The sequence below is a fragment of the Planococcus ruber genome (assembly GCF_022819085.1).
Lineage (GTDB): Bacteria > Bacillota > Bacilli > Bacillales_A > Planococcaceae > Planococcus > Planococcus ruber.
This window is the reverse complement of sequence record NZ_JALHAG010000001.1, coordinates 504,815-526,184: the sequence shown is the minus strand read 5'-3', so window position 1 is coordinate 526,184 and position 21,370 is coordinate 504,815. Positions and strand designations below refer to the sequence as shown.

Sequence of the window (21,370 nt, the reverse complement as noted above, 5' to 3'; positions counted from 1 at the left end):
CCTTCAATATTTTATCACGCCCGCGTGGATACATAAAGCGAAGGCGCTCATCGCATGAAGAACAAATTTCCATATCAATCTTACTACTTCCAGTAAAAAAAACAATGGTTTTTAGTGAAAATATTCACATAAAGCCTTTTAAAGCGCTTTCACGCCTTCAACACCTTATTTTGACTGGATATTCTAGAACTTTCCCTTTGTTTTTTGATAATAAAAAACAAGGTTTCTGCCCCTTCTTTTCGCATTATATAAAGCAAGGTCCGCCTGATTTACTAAAGTTTCCAAGTCGCTGGCGTGTTCAGGATAAATGGAGACGCCGATTGTCGCAGTCGGCGAAAAATGGATGCCTTCTATTTCCCAGCCAGTTTGCAGCTCCTTTTTAATCCGATCGATGATCCGGTCAATTTGGTTGACGGCATCCTCCGGCGCCAGTCCGGCCAAGGCAACTAAAAATTCATCTCCGCCTATTCGGGCGACCATATCCTGTTTGCGCAAACTGCTCTGGATGGTTTGGCCAAAGCGGTAAATGAATTCATCGCCTACATCATGGCCATATTTATCATTCACGTTTTTGAATCCATCGCCGTCCATATAAAGGATGGCAATCCATTCTCCGGTTTCATCTGCACGCCTTTTCATTTCCATAAACTCTTTGACGATCATAAGCCGGTTCGGCAATTTCGTCAGCCCGTCATGGTAAGCCATAAAATGCAGTTTCCGCTCCAATTCTTTGCGATCGGTGATATCAAACATGATGGATAACAATTGATATACTTTCCCGTTGTATCGTGTTAAAGGAACGATGGTTGTATCCACCCAGAAATGACCGCCGGATTTTGTTAAGCTTTTCAACTCCCCCCGCCAAATCTTACCGGATAGCACCGTTTCAGTGATTTCACTGAATTCTTCATCGGTCATGAACGCCTTTCCAATTTCTTTGATGTTCGAGCCGATCAATTCTTTCCGCTCAAATCCGGTCAAGTTCTTGAAGTTGTCATTCATGTAGACGATTTTGCCGTCAGGGTGCCACATGCCTACAAGAGCTGCGTAATTCAAAGCGGCTTTGTAGCTTTCCAAAACATTTTCAGTTTTCTTCAGCTCTTCGATCAGTTCCGAGGCATTATTCAACTCGCGCAGAACGATATGGAACGCCCGTATCATTTTACCTTCATAAACCGGAGAATAGTTCACAGAGAAAAAAGCGGTCTCGCCGTCATTTTTCTTTCTGCTGATCACTGTATGCTGCGGGCTTACACCCGCTTTAAAATTTTTCAGCTCTTCTTTAATATTCTGAAATGTATAATCGTCGACATATGGAAGCTTGCTATAATGTTTGCCGATCCATTGTTCTTTTGGAATATCGAACGTTTTCGCGTAGGTTTCATTCATTCCAAATATGAAAAAGTCCGAAGTCAACGTGATCATCGGGTCTAAGGAGTCCCGGATGAGGGATTGGTAAAACAAATAGCCCTCTTCCACTTTCTTTTGCTTGGTGACATTTTTGGTAATCGCCAAAATATACCAAATTCCTACGGCAAAAATCGGCGTCACTTTTGTTTCATTGGCCGCATGGTTTTCGCTGAAAAGATTATAGTCCTGATACGTATAAGGTTTCCCCGATTCCATAGCAGTCAGATAGGAGCCTTTGATGTCCTCCGCTAATTCTGCAGGCATGCTGTCATCTACAGAAGTCCCGGTAAGATCTTTCTTGAAAACGGCCTTGCAGGCCGGATTCACATACTCGTAAATGAACGTCTCCCCTTCTTGCCGCATGAAAAAAACCAGGTCATCGACGCTTCCGTAAAGCAAGTCCAATTGTTCTTTCGTAAAAGGTTTACCCATCCACAGCACTCTTTTCTATTAAACGAATTGTTTAGCTTTCACCGCTACTTTATCAATGAAGCGTTCGTAGTCTTCCTGTTCATCAAAAGTCTCTGACGAAAGAAATTTGCTGTTTGCCAGTTCTTCTGCCCATTCAAAGCGGTGGCGCGAAAGGTAGGTGGCATTGCCCGATAAAGCGAGATTAAAATCAGCGCCTTCTTTTTCTACCCGGCATTTCACCATGCCTCCCGGGTTGTAGACCGTCACTTCTCCGTATGGGACCATACCCGATAAACAGCTGATTAATGCGGAGGCGGTCATAGCTGTCCCACAAGCATTGGTAAAGCCGACGCCGCGCTCAAACGTCTTGACGAAAATCCCGGTTTCCACTTTCGTCACATAGCTGACATTCACGCCATCTGAAAAATAGCCATTCGGGCCATTGAACGTTTCCGCCCATTTTTTCTGATGGCTATCGTCCTGTAGATACGCTTTTGGCACAATTCCGATCAGATGCGGATTCGGAACAGCCACTGCAGAAAAAGCAATTTCTTCCGAAATGAAAGGAAGCGGCTTCATCAGCCATTCGCTATTCCCTTCATAAACCATCGGCAAATCAGCCAATTGGAATGAAACCGGTGAAATCTCCACCGCGTACATAGCATTTCCATCACCAAGCGGCTGCTCCTTTTTCACTGCCAATGAAGCTTTCATCGTTTCAATAACAGCTTCATCCAATCCGTCACGTTCACATACATAACGGGCGACACAGCGCAATCCATTGCCGCACATCGACGCTTCGGACCCATCGCGGTTAAAGACCCGCATTTTTGCCTGGCCCTTGTCAGAGGGCAAGACAACGAGCAAGCCGTCGACGGAAGAATCCATCTTCGCTAACTGGACGGCCAACTGATCGTAATGATCGTTTTCCGGACCTTCCAGCAAATAAAACGTGTTCATGGAACCATGGACTTTCAATAAAGTAATTTCCATTTCGTCACTCCTGGCTAAAAATTTGTGTATATCGGAACCCTATTTCTTAATATAGCGGGCCTTAGAATGGGCAATCACGAGTTTGGCCATTTCACTGGACGTTTTCGGCGGTTCTGCCATCGTCATGTTTTCCACAAGCAAATCTTCATCCAAATGAAGCTTTTGCATTTCGGAAAGGAAATTTTCAGGCGTTAAATCCTCTTCTTCAATGACGTGGGCAAAGCCTTGCTGTTTGAACAATTGGGCATTTAAAATTTGGTCTCCACGGCTCTTCTGCCGAGAAAGCGGAATGAGCAGCATCGGTTTTTTCAAAGCCAAAAATTCAAATATTGAATTCGAACCTGCCCGCGATACGACAAAATCCGTCATATGCAAAAGATGCGGAAGTTCGGTTGTAACGTATTCAAATTGGCAATAATTAGGAAGGTTTTCCAACGATGCATCCAAATTGCCTTTCCCGCATAAATGGATGACATTATACGCTTCCATCAAGGCTGGCAAGTTGCTGCGGATTGCTTCATTGACAACAGCCGAGCCTTGGCTGCCGCCCATAATCATCAATACCGGCAAGTCCGATTCAAAATGGCACAATTCTTTTCCGATTTCAGCGGAGCCTTCCATCAATTCGCTGCGGATAACGGAACCGGTGCAAGTTGATTTTTCCGCCGGCACATGCTTCAGCGTCTCTTTGAACACGGTGAAGATATGGTTGGCAAACGGCATCGCAATTTTATTTGCAAGGCCGGGAGTCACATCAGACTCGTGGATGATGACCGGAACACCTAACATTTTCCCAGCCATGGCAACCGGCACCGAAACAAAGCCGCCTTTTGAGAAAATCGCTTCCGGCTTTGTCTTATGGATAATGCTTAGCGCCTGTAGCAATCCAGTCCCTACCCGGAAAGGATCTGAGAAGTTTTTCATGGAGAAATAGCGTCTCAGTTTGCCGCTGGAGATGGCATGGTACGGCACTTCTGGAAATGTCTCCGGAATCAGTTCACTTTCAATGCCGTCTTTCGATCCGATGTATTCTACATTAAAGCCAAGCTTCTGCAATTCCGGAAGAATGGCCTGGTTCAGCGAGACGTGCCCGGCAGTGCCGCCGCCTGTCAATAAAATCGTTCTTTTCTTCATTCTGTATCCTACTCTCTAGAAAATATCTCTTTATTCTGTCTTGTGTGCATCTAAATGCACGGGTTTTCTATGCTATACTTAGGCTTATTTGAATTATTTGCGTCCGCTTAACATGCGGACGGAGTGTCTTACTGGAGGATGGATCATGGTCGAAACTAAAACAAAATCTGAAAAACTGAAATTGCTTTTCAAAATCGTTTTGCCGATACTCATTACACAAGTTGCCATGTATTTGGTCACTTTTTTTGATATCTATATGACTGCCCGGTATGGAACCGAAGATTTGGCCGGCGTTTCCATCGGCTCTTCTTTTTGGGTTCCCGTGTACATCGGGCTAGCCGGCATACTGATGTCCATCACTCCAATTGTAGCACAATTGATGGGGGCTAAGAAAAAAGAAGAAGTAAAAGATGCGGTCCAGCACGGAATTTATGTCGCCATTCTATTGGCGGTTGCCGTTTTTCTGTTTTTCCTGTTCGGTATCGATCCGCTCCTTGGTTTGATGGACCTGGAACCGGCAGTGGAAGCGGTCGCAGCGGAATATATCTTCGCAATGAGCTTAGGGCTCATTCCGCTATTCGCCTATAATGCCCTTCGCTCCTATATCGATGCACTTGGAGCGACCCGCGTCTCCATGTTCATCTCGCTGATGTCAGCGCCCATCAATGTCTTTTTCAACTATCTGCTGATTTTCGGCAGTTTCGGATTTCCGGAACTCGGCGGTCCCGGAGCAGGCTACGCATCCGCCATTACGTATTGGCTTGTGCTTGCCATCGCTGTCTGGATCATCCACAAAAGAAAACCGTTTGCCGAATTCGCCATCTTCAGGGCTTGGACGAAACTATCGCTAGCGCGAATTTCCGAAATCAGCCGAATCGGCGTGCCGATCGGCATTTCAATTTTCGCAGAAACGAGTATTTTCTCCGCTGTCACGTTAATGATGAGTACATATGGAACCATTACGATTGCAGCGCATCAAATTGCGATCAATTTCACATCGCTTCTATACATGCTGCCGCTCAGCATTTCAATGGGTGCCACTATCCTTGTCGGATTTGAAGTCGGCGCGAGACGTTTCTTGGACGCTAGACAGTACAGTTGGCTCAGTGTTGCAAGTGCAGTGGCATTCAGCTTCGCTTCCGCGGCCATCCTGTTTTTCATGCGCGGGCACATCGCTGCCTTGTATTCTTCGGACCCGGCAGTGATCCAGCTCGCAATCCAGTTCCTCGTGTTCGCCGCATTGTTCCAAGTATCGGACGCCATACAAGCTCCGGTGCAAGGTGCACTGAGAGGCTATAAAGACGTAAACATCACGTTTGTCATGGCCGTCGTTTCCTACTGGGTCATCGGCCTGCCCGTCGGTTATATGCTGGCCGCTTACACCGGCTTTGAAGCGTTCGGCTATTGGATTGGATTGATCGCCGGCCTCTCAGCAGGTGCCTTCACTTTGTCCATTCGATTATTGATCAAACAAAAAAAGATTGCCGCTCAGCCAAGTTGAGCAGCAATCTTTTTATATAGGTCGAGCAATTGGGCTTTCTCTGTTTCAGCCAAATCGGATTGTCCGATCCGTTCAGCCGCAAAAGCCAGCTTTTCTGCGACCGGCTTCCGAATGCGCGGATGGGTCAGTTCATCGTTTAATTCAATGCGGATAGCCTGTTCCAGCTGAGCATCTGTTTCAATCTCTAAAACGCCGGCACGATTTTTCCATAGCTTACGGTAAGCATCGATCAAGGCAGCTCCACTCCTTCAATCCCTTCTCCGATTACAACAATCTGCGTGTTCATCTTCATGTATTCCGGCAGCCACTGGGCCATTCCGTAAGCGTATTGAAACGCATGCGGGTATTTATCCCCTTCTAGCGGCACGTACCCTTTTATGCGGTAAACCGTTTCCGGCAATGCGCGCAGCCACGCTTCAAAATCTTCCCGTTTGACTGGTTTTGCAAATGGAAAAACGCGTGTATTTAAGTTCAATTTGGAAACTGGAGCGGATTCGACTGCCCCTTTCTTCGAAGCAGTCAATTTCTCAAGCATGGAAAAAGGAACTTTTGAATGGGTCGTCTGCAAAATTGAAGCGGATGAATTCAGGCCCTGAAGTTCGAAAGTCACTTTTCCTTGTTCCTCTTCGCTCAATAGATCCATCTTATTGGCCAAGATTAAGTCCGCGTGGCGAATCTGTTCGATGAACAATGAACGGATCTGCGGGCTCAGTTGGCCCCGGTCAAGCCAGCGCTTCCCATCTGCTACGGTAATGATTCCCTTGAAATTCAAACGTTCCGCAAATAACGGAGAGAAAATTGCATCTAAAGCTTCTACCGGATGGGCAGCGCCGGTCGTTTCGATCAACAGCAGGTCAAAATCCTCTTCAGCCAATAAAGTCTGGATTTGGGCTTCCGATTTTTCAGAGCCGGTGCAGCAGATGCAGCCATCCAATAATTCTTTTAACGGCACGCCGTCTTCCACTGCATCCGAGTCAAAATTCATTTGGCCAAGCTCATTCATAAAGACCGCAGGCTTCAGGCCGGCTTCTTTCGCTTGCTGAATGATATTTTTTAATAGCGTCGTTTTTCCGCTTCCTAAAAAGCCGCTGAATAAATAGACGTCTTTCACTGTGGTTCCCCCTCAAATGGAATGTAGATAAAAAAGGCCCGCTAGGAGCGGACCTCAAATTTACTCTTTTGCATCTTCTGTCGCTGCTTCTTCTGTTTCTTTTTCAGTTTCAGCAGAAATTCCGGCTTCTTCCATCACGATTTTCTTCGCTTCCAGAAGCTGCGGATCGTCTTTTTCAATTTTCAAGCGCAGTGCATCCATAATGGCAAAACTTGTATCTCCCGTTACGATGCCTGTCGGTTCCAAATCATTTTCCTCCTGGAACGCTTCTACCGCTTCTTGAAGGTTTTCTTCAAATACACCGTCGATTTCTCCAACTTCAAAGCCAAGCGCTTTCAGCATTTTCTCTGCTGTCCGCACGTTTTCTGAAATTGTCCCATCTTTCAGTTCAACCGAAGGATCTAAAATCGGCAATGATGCATATTCCGGATAGGCCACTTCCTTATCCGGCTGAATGCCTTTTTCATGAATCCAATTGCCTTCCGGCGTCAACCATTTGGCCGTCGTAAATTTCAAGTTCGAACCGTCTTCCAAGTCACTTGCTGTCTGTACGGTCCCTTTCCCGAAAGTCTTTTCTCCGACTAATTGGATTTCCGCAGATTCACTCATTGCACCTGCAAGAATTTCAGAGGCAGAAGCCGATCCGCCATCGATCAACAATGTGACGGGAACTTTTACTTTTGTTCCAGGTGAAGACATGTAAACTTCAGGCTCTTCGCCTTTGGCCTGGACTTCAAACATTTCTTTTCCTTCTTCAATGAACAAATTCGAAATATCCAAAGCAGTTGTCAACAACCCGCCCGGATTTTGGCGAACGTCCATCACGAGGGCTTCCATGCCTTCTTTTTCCATATCTGTAATCGCGCTCAGCAATTCATCATATGTGTTTTCCGAGAAACTGGTAATTTGAATATGGGCAACATTGTCGCCGATCATTTCTGCATAAACCGTTTCAATGGGAATTTCATCGCGGATGATTTTAAATTCCATCGGCTCTGCCGATTCTCCGCGTTTTACGGTCAACGTCACTTCAGAGCCTTTTTCGCCGCGGATTAAAATGACGGCTTCAGAAGCACTCATTCCTTGAATGCTTTCGCCATCCACTTGTGTGATGATATCGCCAGGCATAATTCCCGCTTTTTCAGCTGGAGAATTTTTGATCGGAGAGACGACACTGATGTAGCCGTTGCGCTCCTGCACTTCCGCTCCGATTCCTTGGAAGCTCGAAGAAATGCCTTCAAGAAACTGGGAAGCCTCTTCTTTATTCATATAATCGCTATACGGATCATCCAATGAATCGATCATGCCGTTAATAGCGCCATTGATCAATTCCTGGTCATCAAGGTCTTCATAGTATTCAGCATGCAGCTGATCATATGCTGCATACAATTTCTGGAATTCACTTCTCTGTGGAGAAGTCACTTCCACCGCTTTTTCGTCTCCGAACGTCAACGCAAAAACGGTTAACCCCGCTGTACATAATATCAGAACAACAACAAGCATGATAAAATAGAATGTTTTCATCCGGATAAAATGGGACGGAGCTTCTTCTGCCGGCGGGATCTGTTGGTGCTCCTCACCTGGGCGCTTTTCATCCATCATTTTCACCACTTTCATAATTGCCAATCAAACTGTTATAGATTTTATCAGGCTTGGCTAAAAATTAAAAGAAAAAGACTGTCAAGACAGTCTCTTTTTTTGTTCCTATTCCTGGATAGCAGCATCAAGCGCTACAACGATCATATCATTGAAAGTTGTCTGGCGCTCTTCTGAAGTTGTTACTTCTCCAGTGATCAAGTGGTCGCTGACAGTCAAGATAGACAATGCTTTGCGGCTAAATTTTGCAGCCAACGTGTAAAGTGCAGCTGATTCCATTTCCAGGCCTAGGACACCGTATTTAGCCCATTTTTCATGTTCTGCAAACTCGTTGTAGAAAACGTCCTCAGTGAAAACGTTGCCCACGCGCAAGTTCAATCCTTTTTCAAGGCCAGCGTTATAAGCTTTCAATAGCAAATCAAAATCTGCAAGCGGAGCATAGTCTACGCCATTGAAGATGATTTCGTTCATTTTTGAATCTGTAGATGCGCCTTGCGCCAAAATAACGTCGCGGACTTTCACATCTTCATGGATGGAACCGCAAGTACCGACGCGGATCAATTTCTGTACGTCATATTCGTTCATCAATTCCGTGATGTAAATGGAAATTGAAGGAACGCCCATTCCAGTTCCTTGAACCGAAATGCGTTTGCCTTTATATGTACCTGTATATCCGAACATGTTGCGGACATCGTTATACAATACTGCGTCTTCTAAGAAAGTCTCAGCAATATATTTTGCGCGAAGCGGGTCTCCCGGAAGTAGGATCGTATCGGCGATATCGCCTTTTTTTGCATTGATGTGAACACTCATTTATAAAACCTCACTTTATTTTAGTCGTTCTAATCATACTGTTTTTTCAGAGCCAGTGCAATCGATTACCTTAAAGCCTCCTATATTCATCCCAAATCGCATCAAAAGTCGAAGCTTTCAATACGGGATGGGCCCGTTCTTCAATATATCTGGACAATTCTTCGAAGTCTTCCGATGCTTTCGGAAAGCTGTGGTCTAAGAACATGGACTCTGCAAATTCCGAGAAATCATCCGCATCGAGCTTGCCCCGGTATTTCAGCGCAAATTGATAAAAAGAGCGTTTCACCCATTCCCCTCCTCTATTTTGGCAAGGAAAAGCCCGGACATTTGTCCGGGCATCCCCTCATTCGAATAGCTGTTTGTATTCAGATAAGCCTTCTGCATCCAATTGGTCTTTAGGCACAAAACGCAAGGCAGCCGAATTGATGCAATAGCGCAAGCCGCCAAGCGAAGACGGTCCGTCCGGGAACAAATGTCCGAGATGCGAATCTGCCGTCGCACTTCTGACTTCCGTTCTTCTCATGCCGTGGCTCGCATCAAAGCTTTCTTTGATTTCCGAACCTTCCAGCGGTTTTGCAAAGCTCGGCCAGCCGCAATGGGCATCGTATTTGTCTTTGCTGCTGAAAAGCGGTTTTCCTGAAACGATATCTACATAGATGCCGTCATCGAACAATTGATCATATTCGCCCTGGAAGGGCGGCTCCGTCCCATTTTCCTGCGTGACATGATATTGCATCGGCGTCAATTTTGCTTTTAAATCTTCTTTCATGATTGTCCACCCCAATTTCTTTCAATGAACCCTGCTCTTCCCGATCCAACCGAATAACGGTTGTAATGGGCAGGGTTTTTCTTATAATAATCCTGATGGTAATCTTCTGCCAAATAAAATGGCTTGGCTTCCAGAATTTTGGTTGCAACCGGCTTTGAAAACTTGCCGGATTTCTCTAAATCCCGCTTCGATTGCTCCGCTGCTAACCGCTGTTCTTCCGAATGGTAGAAAATCGCCGTTTGATACGATTGGCCGCGGTCAAAAAATTGGCCGCCGGCATCTGTCGGATCTATCTGGCTCCAAAAGATTTCCAATAGTCTCTCATACGAAAAAATTTCGGGCTGAAAGGTGATTTGCACTGCTTCGTAATGGCCGGTCGTCTCTGAACATACTTGCTCATACGTCGGATTCGGCACATTGCCGCCTGTATAGCCGCTTACCACCGACTCGATACCGTCATAGGAATCAAACGGCTTGACCATGCACCAAAAACAGCCGCCTGCAAATGTCGCTTTTTCTGTCTTCATCCAATTCCACCGTCCTTATCTCTGAATCGTTACACGCAATCGTATATCATCTTCTTCGAGATTGAAAGAGGTTGCCCTTACCGCTATTCCACCATCTAGCGGAATTTCCGTCAATTTCAGCAACACTGATTCCTCGGAAGGCTCAACTTCCATAAATTCTGGAAGCTCTACTGAGTCTCTTAGTAATTTTAACGCAGATTCAGGCGGAATATCCAGCATGCCGACCTCGACCGACTTTTGCTGAAGCCGCAAATTGCCGTCTTCTTGCACAAAAGGCTCAAAACTTAAAAGGATCGGCAGCTTGACCGAAAATACTTCCAGCTCGGTCGACAAACTTACATCATCATCGACCGATAAAGCAAGAGGGATGGGCTGATCCGCCATCGCCTGCTGGATGTAGGTATTAGCAATTCCTTCAAAATCGTCTTTTGTCACATTGACGATTACCGAGTTCCCGGCTAGATTATTCCCAGCTGCGTTTTGATCCGCTAATGAATGCTTTTCTGATGGTGTAGTTATCAATAGGAATAATGCGGCGATAGCGAGTATGTTCACTGTCAGCAGCACTAAAAAAGCGGCACGCCATATCTTCAATTAAACCCCTCCTACTCTTGATAGCTAAATCCGCATTCGCCCATTCTTTCAAGAATCCGCTCCGTCATCAGCTCATAGCCTTTGCTGTTCGGATGGAAAAAATCTGTATGGTAAACGAGATTATCATTGCCGACAAACAAGTCCTCCACCGGCACAAAACACGCCAGCGGATCTTCTTCTGTTATTTCTTTCATAGCGTCATTGTAATTGGAGATAATTTCATCAAACTCTTCCACTTCATCCGTAATCAAAGAAAATGGGTTGTAAATGCCGATCGCAATGATGGGGACAGAAGGGTTGATTGCGCGGATGGATTTGAAAATTATGCGGTAGCGATTTTCGTATAAAACCAGTTCATCCTTAAAAGCTTCGATATTCAAAGAAAAAAGGTCCCTTTTTACAATTTTCATGATATCGTTCCCGCCGATGGTCATCGTGACATAATCCGCCTCTGAAATCGGGCCGGTCAATGCGCCTTTCGGAAACATGGCCAGCAATTGGTCGCTTCGGCGTCCCCGCTTGGCGGTATTTTCAACGATCGTCCCCCGCACCCCTGGCCATTCACTGACCTCGTCCGCCAGTCTGCCGGTATAGCCGCCAAAATTCTCGGTATCGCCAACCCCTTGCGAAAGCGAGTCGCCAAGCGCTGTAATAATGAGCGCTTGCGGCACGAAATTGGGCGGCACGCGATATTCAGTAAAAGCGATCGGAACTCTTGGTTCGGCTTCGTCTTTCCCAAAAATGAACGAAGAGCTGCATCCCGCCAAAATTCCCGCTGCTAAAAAGATGATAAACAGGATGCGTTTCAATTTAGTCGCCCCTTTAGCAGAGTCCATTTGACCGTCCGATCAGTCTGTATAGAACATGAAACCAATAGCTCCAACTCCTGTATGCGTCGAAATGACCGGGGTTGTGTAGTCAAATTTAATATCCGTATGCCCTTCTTGCTCAAGCTGCGCTTTTAGCGGACCGCCCATTGCCAATCCTTCCGCATGGGCAATTCCGATGCCTTTCACGGTCTTGCCGACAATCCGCTCTTTGAACTCGTCCATTAAGTATTGAACAACTTGTTTATAGCTGCGGACTTTCGCGACAGGCGTATATTCTCCGCCGTCAAGGGAGGCAATCGGCTTGATTTTCAAGAATGAGCCGATCATGGCACGCCCTTTTCCAATACGTCCGCCTTTTACCAAGTTTTCCAGCGTATCCACTACTACGAACAGTTTCGTGTTTTCTCTGATTGTTTCTACTCTCTTTACAATTTCCTCCATGGCCTTGCCTTCAGCCGCCATATCGGCAGCTTCGAAAACCTGGAAAGCGAGTGCGTGGGAAATATAGCGGGAATCGATCACGGTCACATCCGTGTCTGTCAATTCGGCAGCTGCCCGTGCAGACTCCACGGTTCCGCTCATGCCGCCGGTCATGTGGATGGACAGCACTTGATCGCCGTTTGCACCCAGACGGTCATAGAGGTCTTTAAATACTCCTGGGGCAGGCTGGGAACTTTTCGGCAATTCTTTAGATGTCGCCATCATCTCCAAAAACGATTTCGGTTCCAAGTCCACCCGGTCCAAATAGCTCTTGCCATCGATTTGGATATTCAACGGCACCACATGGAGGTTGTATTTTTCGATCATATCGGGTTTTAAATCTGCTGTTGAATCGGTTACAATGTGTATCTTCGGCATAAAATCACTCCTACATCCTATATTCCTTTAATCGGTCCGTTTAAACGCCACTTTATTCGTGTAAAAAAACAGATCTATGGAAGACCTGTTTTTTTGCTTTCAATTTCTCCCACCGTTTGTTCCACTTTTGAACGGATCAGCGGAATCAAGGTTTTTGCATCCGTTTCTTTTATCAACTCGGCACCGATCGGCTCCAAAACCCTCACCGATACTTGAGCTGGACGGATTTTATTATTGTTTTGTTCCATGATTGCTGAAGTTCCATGGATGGCAATTGGCACAATGGGCACGCCTGCATCTTTGGCGATGCGCATAAATCCGGATTTAAAATCGCCAATCCCTTCGCCTTTGCTTCTCGTCCCTTCCGGAAAAATCAGGATGGAATGGCCGTTTTTCAGTTTTTCAATGCTATCTTCAATCGATTTGAAAGAACTTCTCCGGTCTGTCCGGTCCAGGAAGACGCAATTCATTTCTTCCATGTAATGCGGAATGATCGGCAGCTTCTTCACTTCTTTTTTGGAAATGAATCCAAAAGGCTTTGGAATGGACGACAGCAGCACCGGAATATCAAAATTCCCTTCGTGGTTGCTGATAAACAGGACAGGGCCTTCCGGAAGATTTTCCAATCCGCCGATTTCAATGGTGCTTTTTGTCCGCTTCATGATGCCGGCTGCCCACTTCTGCGGCTCAGAGTGGATCAACGCATCATATTCCGCTTTTCCCATACCGGCTTTTTGCGCTTTAAACTTTTTAAGGTTTACAGCTGCAACCGGCAAATAGCCGAATAAAAATGAAAACGTCTTGATCGAATTATACATCTTCCTTCAATCAGCCCTTTCTCTCATAAACAAGATAGGAAAACGGGATGCCTGCAGAAGAAAGATGGTCAGACCGGGAAACCAATTCCCACTCATTTCCGTATTCCGGGAAAAACGTATCGCCTTCGAATTCCTTTTGCACCAACGTGATATACAAACGGTCAGCTTTTGGCAAAATGGACCTAAAAATCTGCTCGCCGCCGATCACCATGATTTCATCATTCATGCCCTTGCCCCGTTCCATCGCTTCATCCAGATTATGGACGATTTCAATGCCGTCCGCATGGTAATGCTCGTTTCTCGTAACGACAATATTTTTGCGTTTCGGCAACGGGCGTCCGATCGATTCGAACGTATTCCGTCCCATTATGATGCTCTTGCCGACAGTATGCTTCTTGAAATACGCCAGATCTTCCGGAATATGCCAAGGCAGTTCATTATTTATCCCGATAACCCGATTCGGGTCATGTGCAACCATCAATGAAATCAATGAAACCCCTCCATTATTCGTCTGCAGCTGTTAAACCGCTACAGGTGCTTTAATGCGCGGATGCGGATCGTAGCCCTCGACTTGAATGTCCTCCACTTTCAAGTCGAATATCGACTCGACTTCTTCGTTTATGGCTAGGACCGGCAACTTTTTCGGCTCGCGCGATAATTGCTCATTCACTTGTTCCAAATGGTTGACGTAAAGATGGGTATCTCCTGTGGTATGGACAAAATCCCCTACGCCAAGGCCGCATTCCCGTGCAACCAGATGCGTAAGCAATGCATAGGATGCAATGTTGAATGGCACGCCTAAGAAAACATCCGCACTGCGCTGGTACAGCTGGCACGAAAGCTTGCCGTCTGCGACGTAAAACTGGAACATGGTGTGGCAAGGCGGCAGCGCCATATCGTCAACGAATTCCGGATTCCAGGCAGTTACCAAGTGGCGGCGTGAATCCGGATTGTTTTTAATCGCGTGGATCACATTTTTAAGCTGGTCGATGGAGCCGCCGTCCGTTTTAGCCCAGGAGCGCCATTGCTGGCCATAAACCGGTCCAAGATCGCCGTATTTCTCCGCAAAACCCGGTTCCTCCAGAATTTTCTGCTGGAATAAGGCCATTTGCTGCCCGTATACTTCCGCAAATGCCGGATCCTTTTGAGCGCGCCGGCCAAAGTCGGCCATATCCGGTCCCTTATATTCATCGCTTTCAATCCATTTGGCAAAAGCCCACTCATCCCAAATGTGATTGTTTTCAGCGAGCAAAGCCTTAACATTCGTATCGCCATTAATGAACCATAAAAGTTCTGAAACAATGAGCCGGAACGCCGTTTTTTTTGTAGTCATCAATGGAAAGCCTTCATTCAGGTCGTATCTCATCTGATAGCCGAAAACACTTAAAGTGCCGGTTCCTGTCCGGTCTTCTTTTTTCGTGCCATTTTCTAAAATATGCTTGCATAAATCCAAATATTGTTTCATTTTAATTCGCCTCCATTGTTATCATTATCATAACAAAATCCAACAAAAAAAACCGTTCAAAATGCAACGGTTTTAAGAAAGCCATTTCGGCGGTGTATTTTTGGACCAATAAATATCGCCGAGGGCAATGTGCTGCTGGAAATTATCTTCAGCCACATGGTAATGGAAATTGAAGAAGTAGCCTTCCTGCGGTTTTTTCTCTGTTCTTACGTGAAAACGGATCAAGTCTTTGTTGGTTTCACTGTTGTAGACGTGGAAAATCTTTTCTGCGTGGTCTCCGGATGGCCGTTCGGAAATTGCCAACAGCCTTTGTTTATCAGGGTCGAGTCCGGCTAAATGGTCATTGATCGCCTGTTGGATATTCGGCAGGATCGATGTCTGGAATTCATCTTGGATCACCGGGCCGATGCGAGAACCGAATTTGACATAAGCCTGTTCTTCTGCGGCTTTATGCACCGTGTCCAAGACAGACTGGCTGCTGTAATAAAGTTCACTCGGATCCAGAAAATCGTATGTATATTGTTTTTCGTTGCCTGCTGCAGCTTGCGAATTGCTTGGCGCTTTATCGTCGAGCAAGTTCTCCCAAATCATATGGTTCGGGGAAATCGCCCCTAAAGTCAATACGGCCACTGCAATCATCAATGATTTTTGCCACCAGCTTTTCATCCATATCACCCACAATTTTGAACATTTTAGTAACTCTATTGTTTAATTAAACGAATTTCTTGTGTAAAGGTTTCATCTTCTTGAAATTCATTGTACAATAAAATTAATCATATAGCTCTGTTTTTTCGAAAAAGGAGGAACTTTTCATGGATGCATCATTATTAATCGGTCTTGGACTACTATTCATGCTTGGATATTTGACTTCATTAAACTTTACAGACTAAGAAAAAAACTTCCTAAGCGATTAGGAAGTTTTTTTGTGCAAAGTTTTTTTGCGATAAAATTTTATCGGCAGCTGATAACCCCATAATGGAATTTCGTATTCGGCCGGACGCGCCTTGCAAAGCCGTACCGTTCAAAATCCGCTGAGCGGAAATGCGCTTTCAGGACAACCGCTTTCCGGGCTACACGGACTGCCTGTGCCATCCATTCTTCCGTCAACTGGCCGGCTTCAGCCGTTCCCCGGAGCGGAAGGAAATTGGAGGACTCCAAAATTTCTTCCGTGAACATGGGATCCATATAGACGACATCTGCTGATCGGTCATCGCACGTCTTCAGAAATTCAACTGCATCCGATGCTACAACCCGGATTCTTTTCATCGCTTCCGTTAAATGCGGCATCGATTCGTATGCCCGCAGCCCGTTCGATACGACGTATGCTAAAGTCGGATGGGCTTCACAGCCGATGACCCGCCCGTTCCCCCCTACTCTTTGAGAGGCGACGATGGCATCCGATGCCATCCCAAGCGTACAGTCGATCAGGCAATCGCCTTCGGACAGGCCTGATACTTCAATCAACGGATCCTGATCAAGCGGCCGCTTCGTCCGGAACGCTGCCGAGTTCGGATGAAAAAAGAACGGCTCCGTTTTACCTACCGGGTAAAACTCGAGCCGTTCTTTTGCTGCAACCAAGACATCGGCTTGTTCATCGGAATGGATCCGTTCGATCGAGCGCTTCCGGCGGAGCACAAATGGAATGGCCAGTTCTTCTGAAACCCGTGCGGCCAGCTCGTCCGTTTTTTGGTTCGGCCGGTATGCCGTGGTCACAATTGTCTTCACTCGCCGGCAACCTGCTCAAGCACTTGCGCCAAATGGTCGCGGATGTGTTCCACGTCATGGTCTTCAATCTGCTCCCGGGGAATGAAATAAGCGAGTTGGCCATCTTTTACAACGGCAATTGAAGGTGAAGACGGCGGCACATCTTCAAAATAATGGCGCATTTGTGCAGTCGCTTCTTTGTCCTGCCCGGCAAACACCGTTACCAAATGATCCGGTTTAGCAGCTGTCTGCTGCAATGCTTCGATTACCGCAGGACGTGCTAGCCCTGCCGCACAGCCGCATACGGAGTTGATGACCACCAGACTTGTTCCTTCCGCTTCACTCATATGTTCATTCACTGCTTCTGCCGTCAATAGTTCTTTAAAGCCGTGAGACGTCAATTCCTGGCGCATCGGCACGACGATGCCTTTCATATACTCATCATATGCGTTCATTTCAGATTCCCCCTACTTTCGTATATTCTCTTCCATTCTAACGCAAATCACGTCCACTTTCACCGCAAACAGCTTTTCGTATTCTTTGCCTCCATCAAAAAAAGCATCTCCCGTGGAGACACTCTCTTCACTCGCTGTAGTTATTGTTGATGTATTCCAGAATTTTTTGGTAGGAATCTGCATCATACCATTCATATGGAACGGTTTGGGAGACGCCGTCTTTTTTAATCTGAAGGCTGGTGGCAGATAACTGGACGATTCGTGTATCTTCCGCATTTTCCTGATCTTCGATTTCATGCCCTTTGAAGTTGTTTTTAATGTCTTCGAAGAATTCGTTGCGCTTTTCCTCGCCGCCGAAATCCCACGACTCGTATTTGCCTTGGTGCAATAGTTCGATTGAGTAGATATCTTCTTCCATAGGCTCGCCTCCATCTGATTGACTGTTATGATTGATTGGCCATTCTTGTATTTACTTGCAGTTTACCTCATAGTTCGAAGTTGAAAACCTCAAATTTCGATAAAAAAGGAGCCGGAAGCTCGATCTGCTTGGCAGACGCGCTTCCGGCTCTTCTTTTTATTTTTCTTCTTTCATTGCCTGTCTCGCTTCGGTCATTTGTTTCCAGACTGAGCCCTTGGCATCTTCGCCTTGTTCAATGCGGGCAATCGCCATTTTGATTTGGAGCTTCACTTCAAATTCCGGATCGTCTTCCGCTTCTTTTAATGCAGGGAGTGCCGCTTCTGTTCCTGTTTCATAAAGGAACATCGCCGCACGCCAGCGGACGAGCTTATTTTTGTCTTTCAACGTTTCCATCATGATCGGCTCGAATTCTTCAAAGCCGAGGTCGCTGATCGTGTCGCCCGCTGTTCTGCGGACCGCCCAGCTTTTGTCTCTCATCGCAAGTTCCAGATAAGGGATCATGTCTTTGTCTTTGATGTCCCCAAGGAAAATGGCCGCTTGCCGGCGGATGGACATTTTCTCATCCTGCAGCGCCCGCTCCAGCAGCGGCAAATCGCTGAGCTCTCCTTCGTTCATCTGTTCGAGCAATTGGAAACGCGTCTGCCAGTCCGGTGCATCGAATTCTTCGAGCGTGACTTTTCTGCCGCGCATAACCGGTTCGGCAGACTCTGCAGAACGGTCTTTTTCAATCATCGCCTCCAAGCGTTCTGCCGGATAGGCTGCTTCCAGCTCTTCTGCCACTTGCTTGCCGATCTCTTCGTTGTCGCCGTAGCGGACGCCATAATCCACCCACTTCCGCTGCAGTAAATAGTTTTCCTCTGTAGGGTCCATGACGGTGCTCATGGCCGTGACGAAACGCTCTGACATAGCAAAACGCTTTTCAGAAGCACTGTCAAAAACTTTTACCTGCAGCGGAATGCCTTTGAATTGCTGGACATGGACGTAGACTTCACCGTAATGCTCGTCCATTTCAATTTCATCATTTGTTGTGCTGTTCATGCCGCCAAAAACGTTGCGGACAGCCGCTAAAATGTTTTCCCAGTCGAATTTTGAAATCCGTTCAACCGCAAGAAAGTCGGCTACATGGTAAACGCCTTTTACGCCGTCAATGGCCAAAATCTGCTGGATTTCTGCCGGGGCAGCTTCTGAATTCTCTTTATTGTAATTATGGCTCTTGCCGAACGCCAATTCCTGGTCAATGATCACTTTCATCGTATTCGGGCTCGGGGTCGGTTCAATCGTAATAATCTTCATAAATTATCCCTCCTGCATGTAATTCCTTATGATTCGGCGATTTCCTGAAGATAGGTCCATCGCTCAATCTTTTCGTCGTATTTCGCAGTTAGTTCATCCACTTCCAACGTCAGCCGGTTCAATTTTTCAAAATCCGCTCCAGCGGTGGCCATTTCTTCTTCGCAGCTTTCAATCTTCGCTTCAAGTTCCGCGATTTCATCGAGAATCCCATTGTATTCCCGCTGCTCATTGAACGTCAGTTTCTTTTTGGGCTGCTGTTTTTTCGGCGTCTCTTGTTTAACCGGTTCTGCAATTTCCGGAACCTCGGCTGCCGGTTCTGCTTTTTCTTTAATAAAATCGGAATACAACCCTTGGTATTCAAGAATTTCGCCCGTGCCGGTCGTCCATAATTTCCGGGCGATCCGGTCCAGGAAGAAACGGTCATGTGATATCGTAATGACGACGCCCGGGAAGTTCTCTAAAAAGTCTTCCAGCACAGAAAGCGTCTGGATGTCGAGGTCATTCGTCGGTTCATCGAGCAAGAGAATATTCGGCTGTTCCATCAGGAGTTTCAGCAAATACAAACGCTTCCGCTCACCGCCGGACAATTTGCCGATTTGCGTCCCGTGCGCATTGGAAGGAAATAAAAACCGTTCCAGCATTTGCGTTGCGGACAATCGGACGCCTTTCGCCGCTTCATAATCGCTTGAAATTTCCTGGATGTATTCAATCATGCGCTGGGATTCATCCATTTCCGGCAAATGCTGTGTGAAGTGGGCAATTTTCACGGTGCTTCCGTATTCGATTTTGCCTTCCGTCGGCTCGTACTCTCCCGCAACGATTTTCAGCAAGGTCGATTTGCCGGCGCCATTTGGTCCGACAATCCCGATGCGGTCGCCGCCTTGCAAAAGAAAATCGAAATTCCGGAAAATGACTTTATCGCCGAATGCCATCGACAGGTTCTCCCCTTCGATGATTTTCTTGCCAAGTCGCTGGCTTTGCATCGACAGTTCAAGCGAGGTATTGTCATTTTCTTTTTGGACGTTTTCTTTGATTTCTTCAAAGCGCTGGATGCGGGCTTTTTGCTTCGTCGAACGGGCTTTCGCTCCGCGGCGAATCCATTTCAGTTCAGAACGGAACCGGTTTTCCAGCTTTTGCTGGGAACTGGCAGCCATTTCATCCCGGATCGCTTTGTTTTCCAGGTAATCGCCGTAGTTCCCTTTATGGGTATACATAGTCTGGTCGGCCAGTTCAAAAATATGGGTAGAAACGGCGTCGAGGAAATAGCGGTCGTGCGTCACAAATAGCATGGCGCTTCCCATCCGGAGAAGCGTTTCCTGCAGCCACTCAGTCGAAACCGCATCAAGGTGGTTGGTCGGCTCATCTAGCAAAATCAGATCCGCCGGCTCAATCAAAGCTTTCGCCAATGCCACCCGTTTTTTCTGGCCGCCTGACAAATTCCCGACGGGCGAATCAAACATATCAATGCCAAGCTTCGTCAATGCTGTTTTCGCCAGTGCATTGATGTCCCATGCATTTTCCCGTTCCATGCCTTCCTGGATTTTCATCAGTTCATCCTGCAGCTGCGTTGAGCTGGAATCGACCATCATATTTTTTAGCGCCTGTTCATAGGAACGGTTCAAGGCAAGAATCGGTGAATCTCCGGAAAACACCGTTTCCAATACCGTCAGCGATTCATCGAATTCCGGCTCCTGCTTTAAATAGGTGATCTGGTATTTTTTTGGGTGGTCCATCGATATGGAATCGGCTTCCATGTCTCCAGCCAGAATAGACATCAAAGTGGATTTCCCTGTTCCGTTCACACCGATCAATCCGGCGCGCTCTCCTGGATACAAAGAAAATTCTACGTTTTTAAAAAGCGTTTTCGCTCCGACTGTTTTCGTTAAATTCGTAATGTTTAAATGGCTCATTGATTCCCATCCGTTTCTTTTTTAAGTTGCCCTAAAAAGGATATCATAAACTGATGGCGTTCTTCAGCGATATGCTTTCCGATCTCCGTATTCATATGGTCTTTCAGCAATAATAGTTTTTCGTAAAAATGGGTGGCGCTGCTCGTCGGTTTTGACCGGTACTCTTCTTCCGTCATTTTTTGCCTCGGCTGCTCTTCCCAGTCGTATAGTTTGCGCCCTTTTGCACCGCCAAAAGCAAAAGTGCGGGCAATGCCGACAGCCCCGAGCGCATCGAGCCGGTCTGCATCCTGGACGATTTCCGCTTCAATCGATGCCGCTTTCTTACCGTTTCCGCCTTTGAAGGATACCGACTCGATCACCGCTTTTATTTTTTTCCGCTGCTCTGCCGTCAAATCGAGGCGCTGCAATATTTCAGATTCCAAGTCTTCTCCGGGCTTTCGGTATTTCGGGTCTGATACATCGTGCAGCAGCACGGCAATTTCAACGGTCAATGCATCGGCTTGCTCTTTTTCCATCAGCAATCGGGCATTTTGCCGCACCCTTTCAATATGCTGCCAGTCATGGCTCGCATCAAAGCTTTCATAAATCGTTTTGACGTGCTTCTCACATTGCTCAATTAGCTTTGTCATGGATTATTGGACTCCTTTTCTTCTATTATAGCTTTTCTCCGCTCTCTTTGTCCGCCCCTGCCCGGGAGATTGACGATTTATAGCGCTTCCTGTATAGTTTAATCCAACCGTAACCGGTTTTTTCATGGTAC

At 46.5% G+C, this 21,370-nt stretch carries 24 protein-coding genes; 1 reads left to right on the top strand and 23 read right to left on the bottom strand.

From position 1 onward, the window contains the following. Positions 1-183: 183 nt before the first annotated feature. From MTR82_RS02610 to MTR82_RS02600, 3 genes are read right to left on the bottom strand one after another with little or no spacing between them, the layout of a single operon-like run. Positions 184-1,842, bottom strand: a complete 1,659-nt coding sequence (locus MTR82_RS02610) for a sensor domain-containing diguanylate cyclase (RefSeq protein WP_246807593.1) — start codon at positions 1,840-1,842, stop codon at positions 184-186. 18 nt (positions 1,843-1,860) lie between these two features. Beyond that, on the bottom strand, positions 1,861-2,814 hold the full coding sequence (gene dapF / locus MTR82_RS02605) for a diaminopimelate epimerase (protein ID WP_052651484.1): 954 nt from the start codon (positions 2,812-2,814) through the stop codon (positions 1,861-1,863). 39 nt (positions 2,815-2,853) lie between these two features. Continuing rightward, positions 2,854-3,948, bottom strand: a complete 1,095-nt coding sequence (locus MTR82_RS02600; RefSeq protein WP_246807592.1) for an undecaprenyldiphospho-muramoylpentapeptide beta-N-acetylglucosaminyltransferase — start codon at positions 3,946-3,948, stop codon at positions 2,854-2,856. Between the two features lie 145 nt (positions 3,949-4,093). Here MTR82_RS02600 and MTR82_RS02595 point away from each other — a divergent pair, with 145 nt between their 5' ends. After that, entirely contained in the window at positions 4,094-5,449 is a 1,356-nt protein-coding gene (locus MTR82_RS02595; protein WP_246807591.1) for an MATE family efflux transporter, read from the top strand. Here the strand turns inward: MTR82_RS02595 and MTR82_RS02590 are convergent. From MTR82_RS02590 to MTR82_RS02495, 20 genes are all read right to left on the bottom strand, one after another. Then, positions 5,437-5,682, bottom strand: coding sequence for a hypothetical protein (locus MTR82_RS02590; protein WP_246807590.1), 246 nt, complete (start codon positions 5,680-5,682; stop codon positions 5,437-5,439). The genes MTR82_RS02595 and MTR82_RS02590 overlap by 13 nt on opposite strands. Continuing rightward, the gene (locus MTR82_RS02585; protein WP_246807589.1) at positions 5,679-6,560 is read right to left on the bottom strand and encodes a CobW family GTP-binding protein; all 882 of its coding nucleotides are present in this window, start codon (positions 6,558-6,560) and stop codon (positions 5,679-5,681) included. Before MTR82_RS02585 ends, MTR82_RS02590 begins: the two co-directional genes overlap by 4 nt. Before the next feature lie 60 nt (positions 6,561-6,620). Next, complete coding sequence (locus MTR82_RS02580) at positions 6,621-8,159, bottom strand: lmo1851 family serine protease (RefSeq protein ID WP_246807588.1); 1,539 nt, start codon at positions 8,157-8,159, stop codon at positions 6,621-6,623. A 105-nt stretch (positions 8,160-8,264) separates the two neighbouring features. Beyond that, positions 8,265-8,969: a purine-nucleoside phosphorylase gene (deoD, locus tag MTR82_RS02575; RefSeq protein ID WP_246807587.1), complete on the bottom strand. Its 705-nt coding sequence runs from the start codon at positions 8,967-8,969 to the stop codon at positions 8,265-8,267. Positions 8,970-9,039: 70 nt separating this feature from the next. Further along, entirely contained in the window at positions 9,040-9,255 is a 216-nt protein-coding gene (locus MTR82_RS02570; protein WP_052651475.1) for a YozE family protein, read from the bottom strand. Positions 9,256-9,312: 57 nt separating this feature from the next. Then, positions 9,313-9,738, bottom strand: coding sequence for a peptide-methionine (R)-S-oxide reductase MsrB (gene msrB, locus MTR82_RS02565; protein WP_246807586.1), 426 nt, complete (start codon positions 9,736-9,738; stop codon positions 9,313-9,315). Beyond that, positions 9,735-10,265, bottom strand: coding sequence for a peptide-methionine (S)-S-oxide reductase MsrA (msrA, locus tag MTR82_RS02560; protein ID WP_246807585.1), 531 nt, complete (start codon positions 10,263-10,265; stop codon positions 9,735-9,737). Before msrA ends, msrB begins: the two co-directional genes overlap by 4 nt. Positions 10,266-10,280: 15 nt before the next feature. Then, positions 10,281-10,859 (bottom strand): YpmS family protein, encoded by a 579-nt coding sequence (locus MTR82_RS02555; protein ID WP_052651472.1) that lies wholly within the window; start codon positions 10,857-10,859, stop codon positions 10,281-10,283. An 11-nt stretch (positions 10,860-10,870) separates the two neighbouring features. After that, positions 10,871-11,668, bottom strand: a complete 798-nt coding sequence (locus MTR82_RS02550) for a GDSL-type esterase/lipase family protein (RefSeq protein WP_246807584.1) — start codon at positions 11,666-11,668, stop codon at positions 10,871-10,873. 39 nt (positions 11,669-11,707) lie between these two features. Continuing rightward, positions 11,708-12,547, bottom strand: a complete 840-nt coding sequence (locus MTR82_RS02545; protein WP_246807583.1) for a DegV family protein — start codon at positions 12,545-12,547, stop codon at positions 11,708-11,710. A 74-nt stretch (positions 12,548-12,621) separates the two neighbouring features. After that, positions 12,622-13,365 (bottom strand): lysophospholipid acyltransferase family protein, encoded by a 744-nt coding sequence (locus MTR82_RS02540; RefSeq protein ID WP_246807582.1) that lies wholly within the window; start codon positions 13,363-13,365, stop codon positions 12,622-12,624. 10 nt (positions 13,366-13,375) lie between these two features. Then, a complete protein-coding gene (locus tag MTR82_RS02535) occupies positions 13,376-13,855 on the bottom strand; it encodes a dihydrofolate reductase (RefSeq protein ID WP_246807581.1) in 480 nt (159 codons plus the stop codon). Between the two features lie 30 nt (positions 13,856-13,885). Beyond that, on the bottom strand, positions 13,886-14,830 hold the full coding sequence (locus MTR82_RS02530) for a thymidylate synthase (protein ID WP_246807580.1): 945 nt from the start codon (positions 14,828-14,830) through the stop codon (positions 13,886-13,888). Between the two features lie 72 nt (positions 14,831-14,902). After that, positions 14,903-15,496: a YpjP family protein gene (locus tag MTR82_RS02525; protein WP_052651466.1), complete on the bottom strand. Its 594-nt coding sequence runs from the start codon at positions 15,494-15,496 to the stop codon at positions 14,903-14,905. Between the two features lie 285 nt (positions 15,497-15,781). Next, positions 15,782-16,555, bottom strand: coding sequence for a class I SAM-dependent methyltransferase (locus MTR82_RS02520; RefSeq protein ID WP_246807579.1), 774 nt, complete (start codon positions 16,553-16,555; stop codon positions 15,782-15,784). Continuing rightward, complete coding sequence (locus MTR82_RS02515) at positions 16,552-16,989, bottom strand: BrxA/BrxB family bacilliredoxin (protein WP_052651464.1); 438 nt, start codon at positions 16,987-16,989, stop codon at positions 16,552-16,554. Before MTR82_RS02515 ends, MTR82_RS02520 begins: the two co-directional genes overlap by 4 nt. 127 nt (positions 16,990-17,116) lie before the next feature. Then, complete coding sequence (locus tag MTR82_RS02510; protein ID WP_246807578.1) at positions 17,117-17,407, bottom strand: hypothetical protein; 291 nt, start codon at positions 17,405-17,407, stop codon at positions 17,117-17,119. A gap of 156 nt (positions 17,408-17,563) precedes the next feature. Next, on the bottom strand, positions 17,564-18,700 hold the full coding sequence (locus tag MTR82_RS02505; protein WP_246807577.1) for a conserved virulence factor C family protein: 1,137 nt from the start codon (positions 18,698-18,700) through the stop codon (positions 17,564-17,566). A 26-nt stretch (positions 18,701-18,726) separates the two neighbouring features. Then, on the bottom strand, positions 18,727-20,610 hold the full coding sequence (locus MTR82_RS02500) for an ABC-F family ATP-binding cassette domain-containing protein (protein WP_052651461.1): 1,884 nt from the start codon (positions 20,608-20,610) through the stop codon (positions 18,727-18,729). Continuing rightward, entirely contained in the window at positions 20,607-21,239 is a 633-nt protein-coding gene (locus MTR82_RS02495; RefSeq protein ID WP_246807576.1) for an HD domain-containing protein, read from the bottom strand. Before MTR82_RS02495 ends, MTR82_RS02500 begins: the two co-directional genes overlap by 4 nt. Between the last annotated feature and the right edge of the window lie 131 nt (positions 21,240-21,370).

Excerpts from the sequence above, each read along its gene's own strand:
- MTR82_RS02610 (WP_246807593.1), bottom strand. The coding sequence starts at position 1,842 with ATGGGTAAACCTTTTACGAAAGAACAATTGGACTTGCTTTACGGAAGC.
- dapF (WP_052651484.1), bottom strand. The coding sequence starts at position 2,814 with ATGGAAATTACTTTATTGAAAGTCCATGGTTCCATGAACACGTTTTAT.
- MTR82_RS02600 (WP_246807592.1), bottom strand. The coding sequence starts at position 3,948 with ATGAAGAAAAGAACGATTTTATTGACAGGCGGCGGCACTGCCGGGCAC.
- MTR82_RS02595 (WP_246807591.1), top strand. The coding sequence starts at position 4,094 with ATGGTCGAAACTAAAACAAAATCTGAAAAACTGAAATTGCTTTTCAAA.
- MTR82_RS02580 (WP_246807588.1), bottom strand. The coding sequence starts at position 8,159 with ATGGATGAAAAGCGCCCAGGTGAGGAGCACCAACAGATCCCGCCGGCA.
- deoD (WP_246807587.1), bottom strand. The coding sequence starts at position 8,969 with ATGAGTGTTCACATCAATGCAAAAAAAGGCGATATCGCCGATACGATC.
- msrB (WP_246807586.1), bottom strand. The coding sequence starts at position 9,738 with ATGAAAGAAGATTTAAAAGCAAAATTGACGCCGATGCAATATCATGTC.
- msrA (WP_246807585.1), bottom strand. The coding sequence starts at position 10,265 with ATGAAGACAGAAAAAGCGACATTTGCAGGCGGCTGTTTTTGGTGCATG.
- MTR82_RS02545 (WP_246807583.1), bottom strand. The coding sequence starts at position 12,547 with ATGCCGAAGATACACATTGTAACCGATTCAACAGCAGATTTAAAACCC.
- MTR82_RS02540 (WP_246807582.1), bottom strand. The coding sequence starts at position 13,365 with ATGTATAATTCGATCAAGACGTTTTCATTTTTATTCGGCTATTTGCCG.
- MTR82_RS02530 (WP_246807580.1), bottom strand. The coding sequence starts at position 14,830 with ATGAAACAATATTTGGATTTATGCAAGCATATTTTAGAAAATGGCACG.
- MTR82_RS02525 (WP_052651466.1), bottom strand. The coding sequence starts at position 15,496 with ATGAAAAGCTGGTGGCAAAAATCATTGATGATTGCAGTGGCCGTATTG.
- MTR82_RS02515 (WP_052651464.1), bottom strand. The coding sequence starts at position 16,989 with ATGAACGCATATGATGAGTATATGAAAGGCATCGTCGTGCCGATGCGC.
- MTR82_RS02510 (WP_246807578.1), bottom strand. The coding sequence starts at position 17,407 with ATGGAAGAAGATATCTACTCAATCGAACTATTGCACCAAGGCAAATAC.
- MTR82_RS02505 (WP_246807577.1), bottom strand. The coding sequence starts at position 18,700 with ATGAAGATTATTACGATTGAACCGACCCCGAGCCCGAATACGATGAAA.
- MTR82_RS02500 (WP_052651461.1), bottom strand. The coding sequence starts at position 20,610 with ATGAGCCATTTAAACATTACGAATTTAACGAAAACAGTCGGAGCGAAA.
- MTR82_RS02495 (WP_246807576.1), bottom strand. The coding sequence starts at position 21,239 with ATGACAAAGCTAATTGAGCAATGTGAGAAGCACGTCAAAACGATTTAT.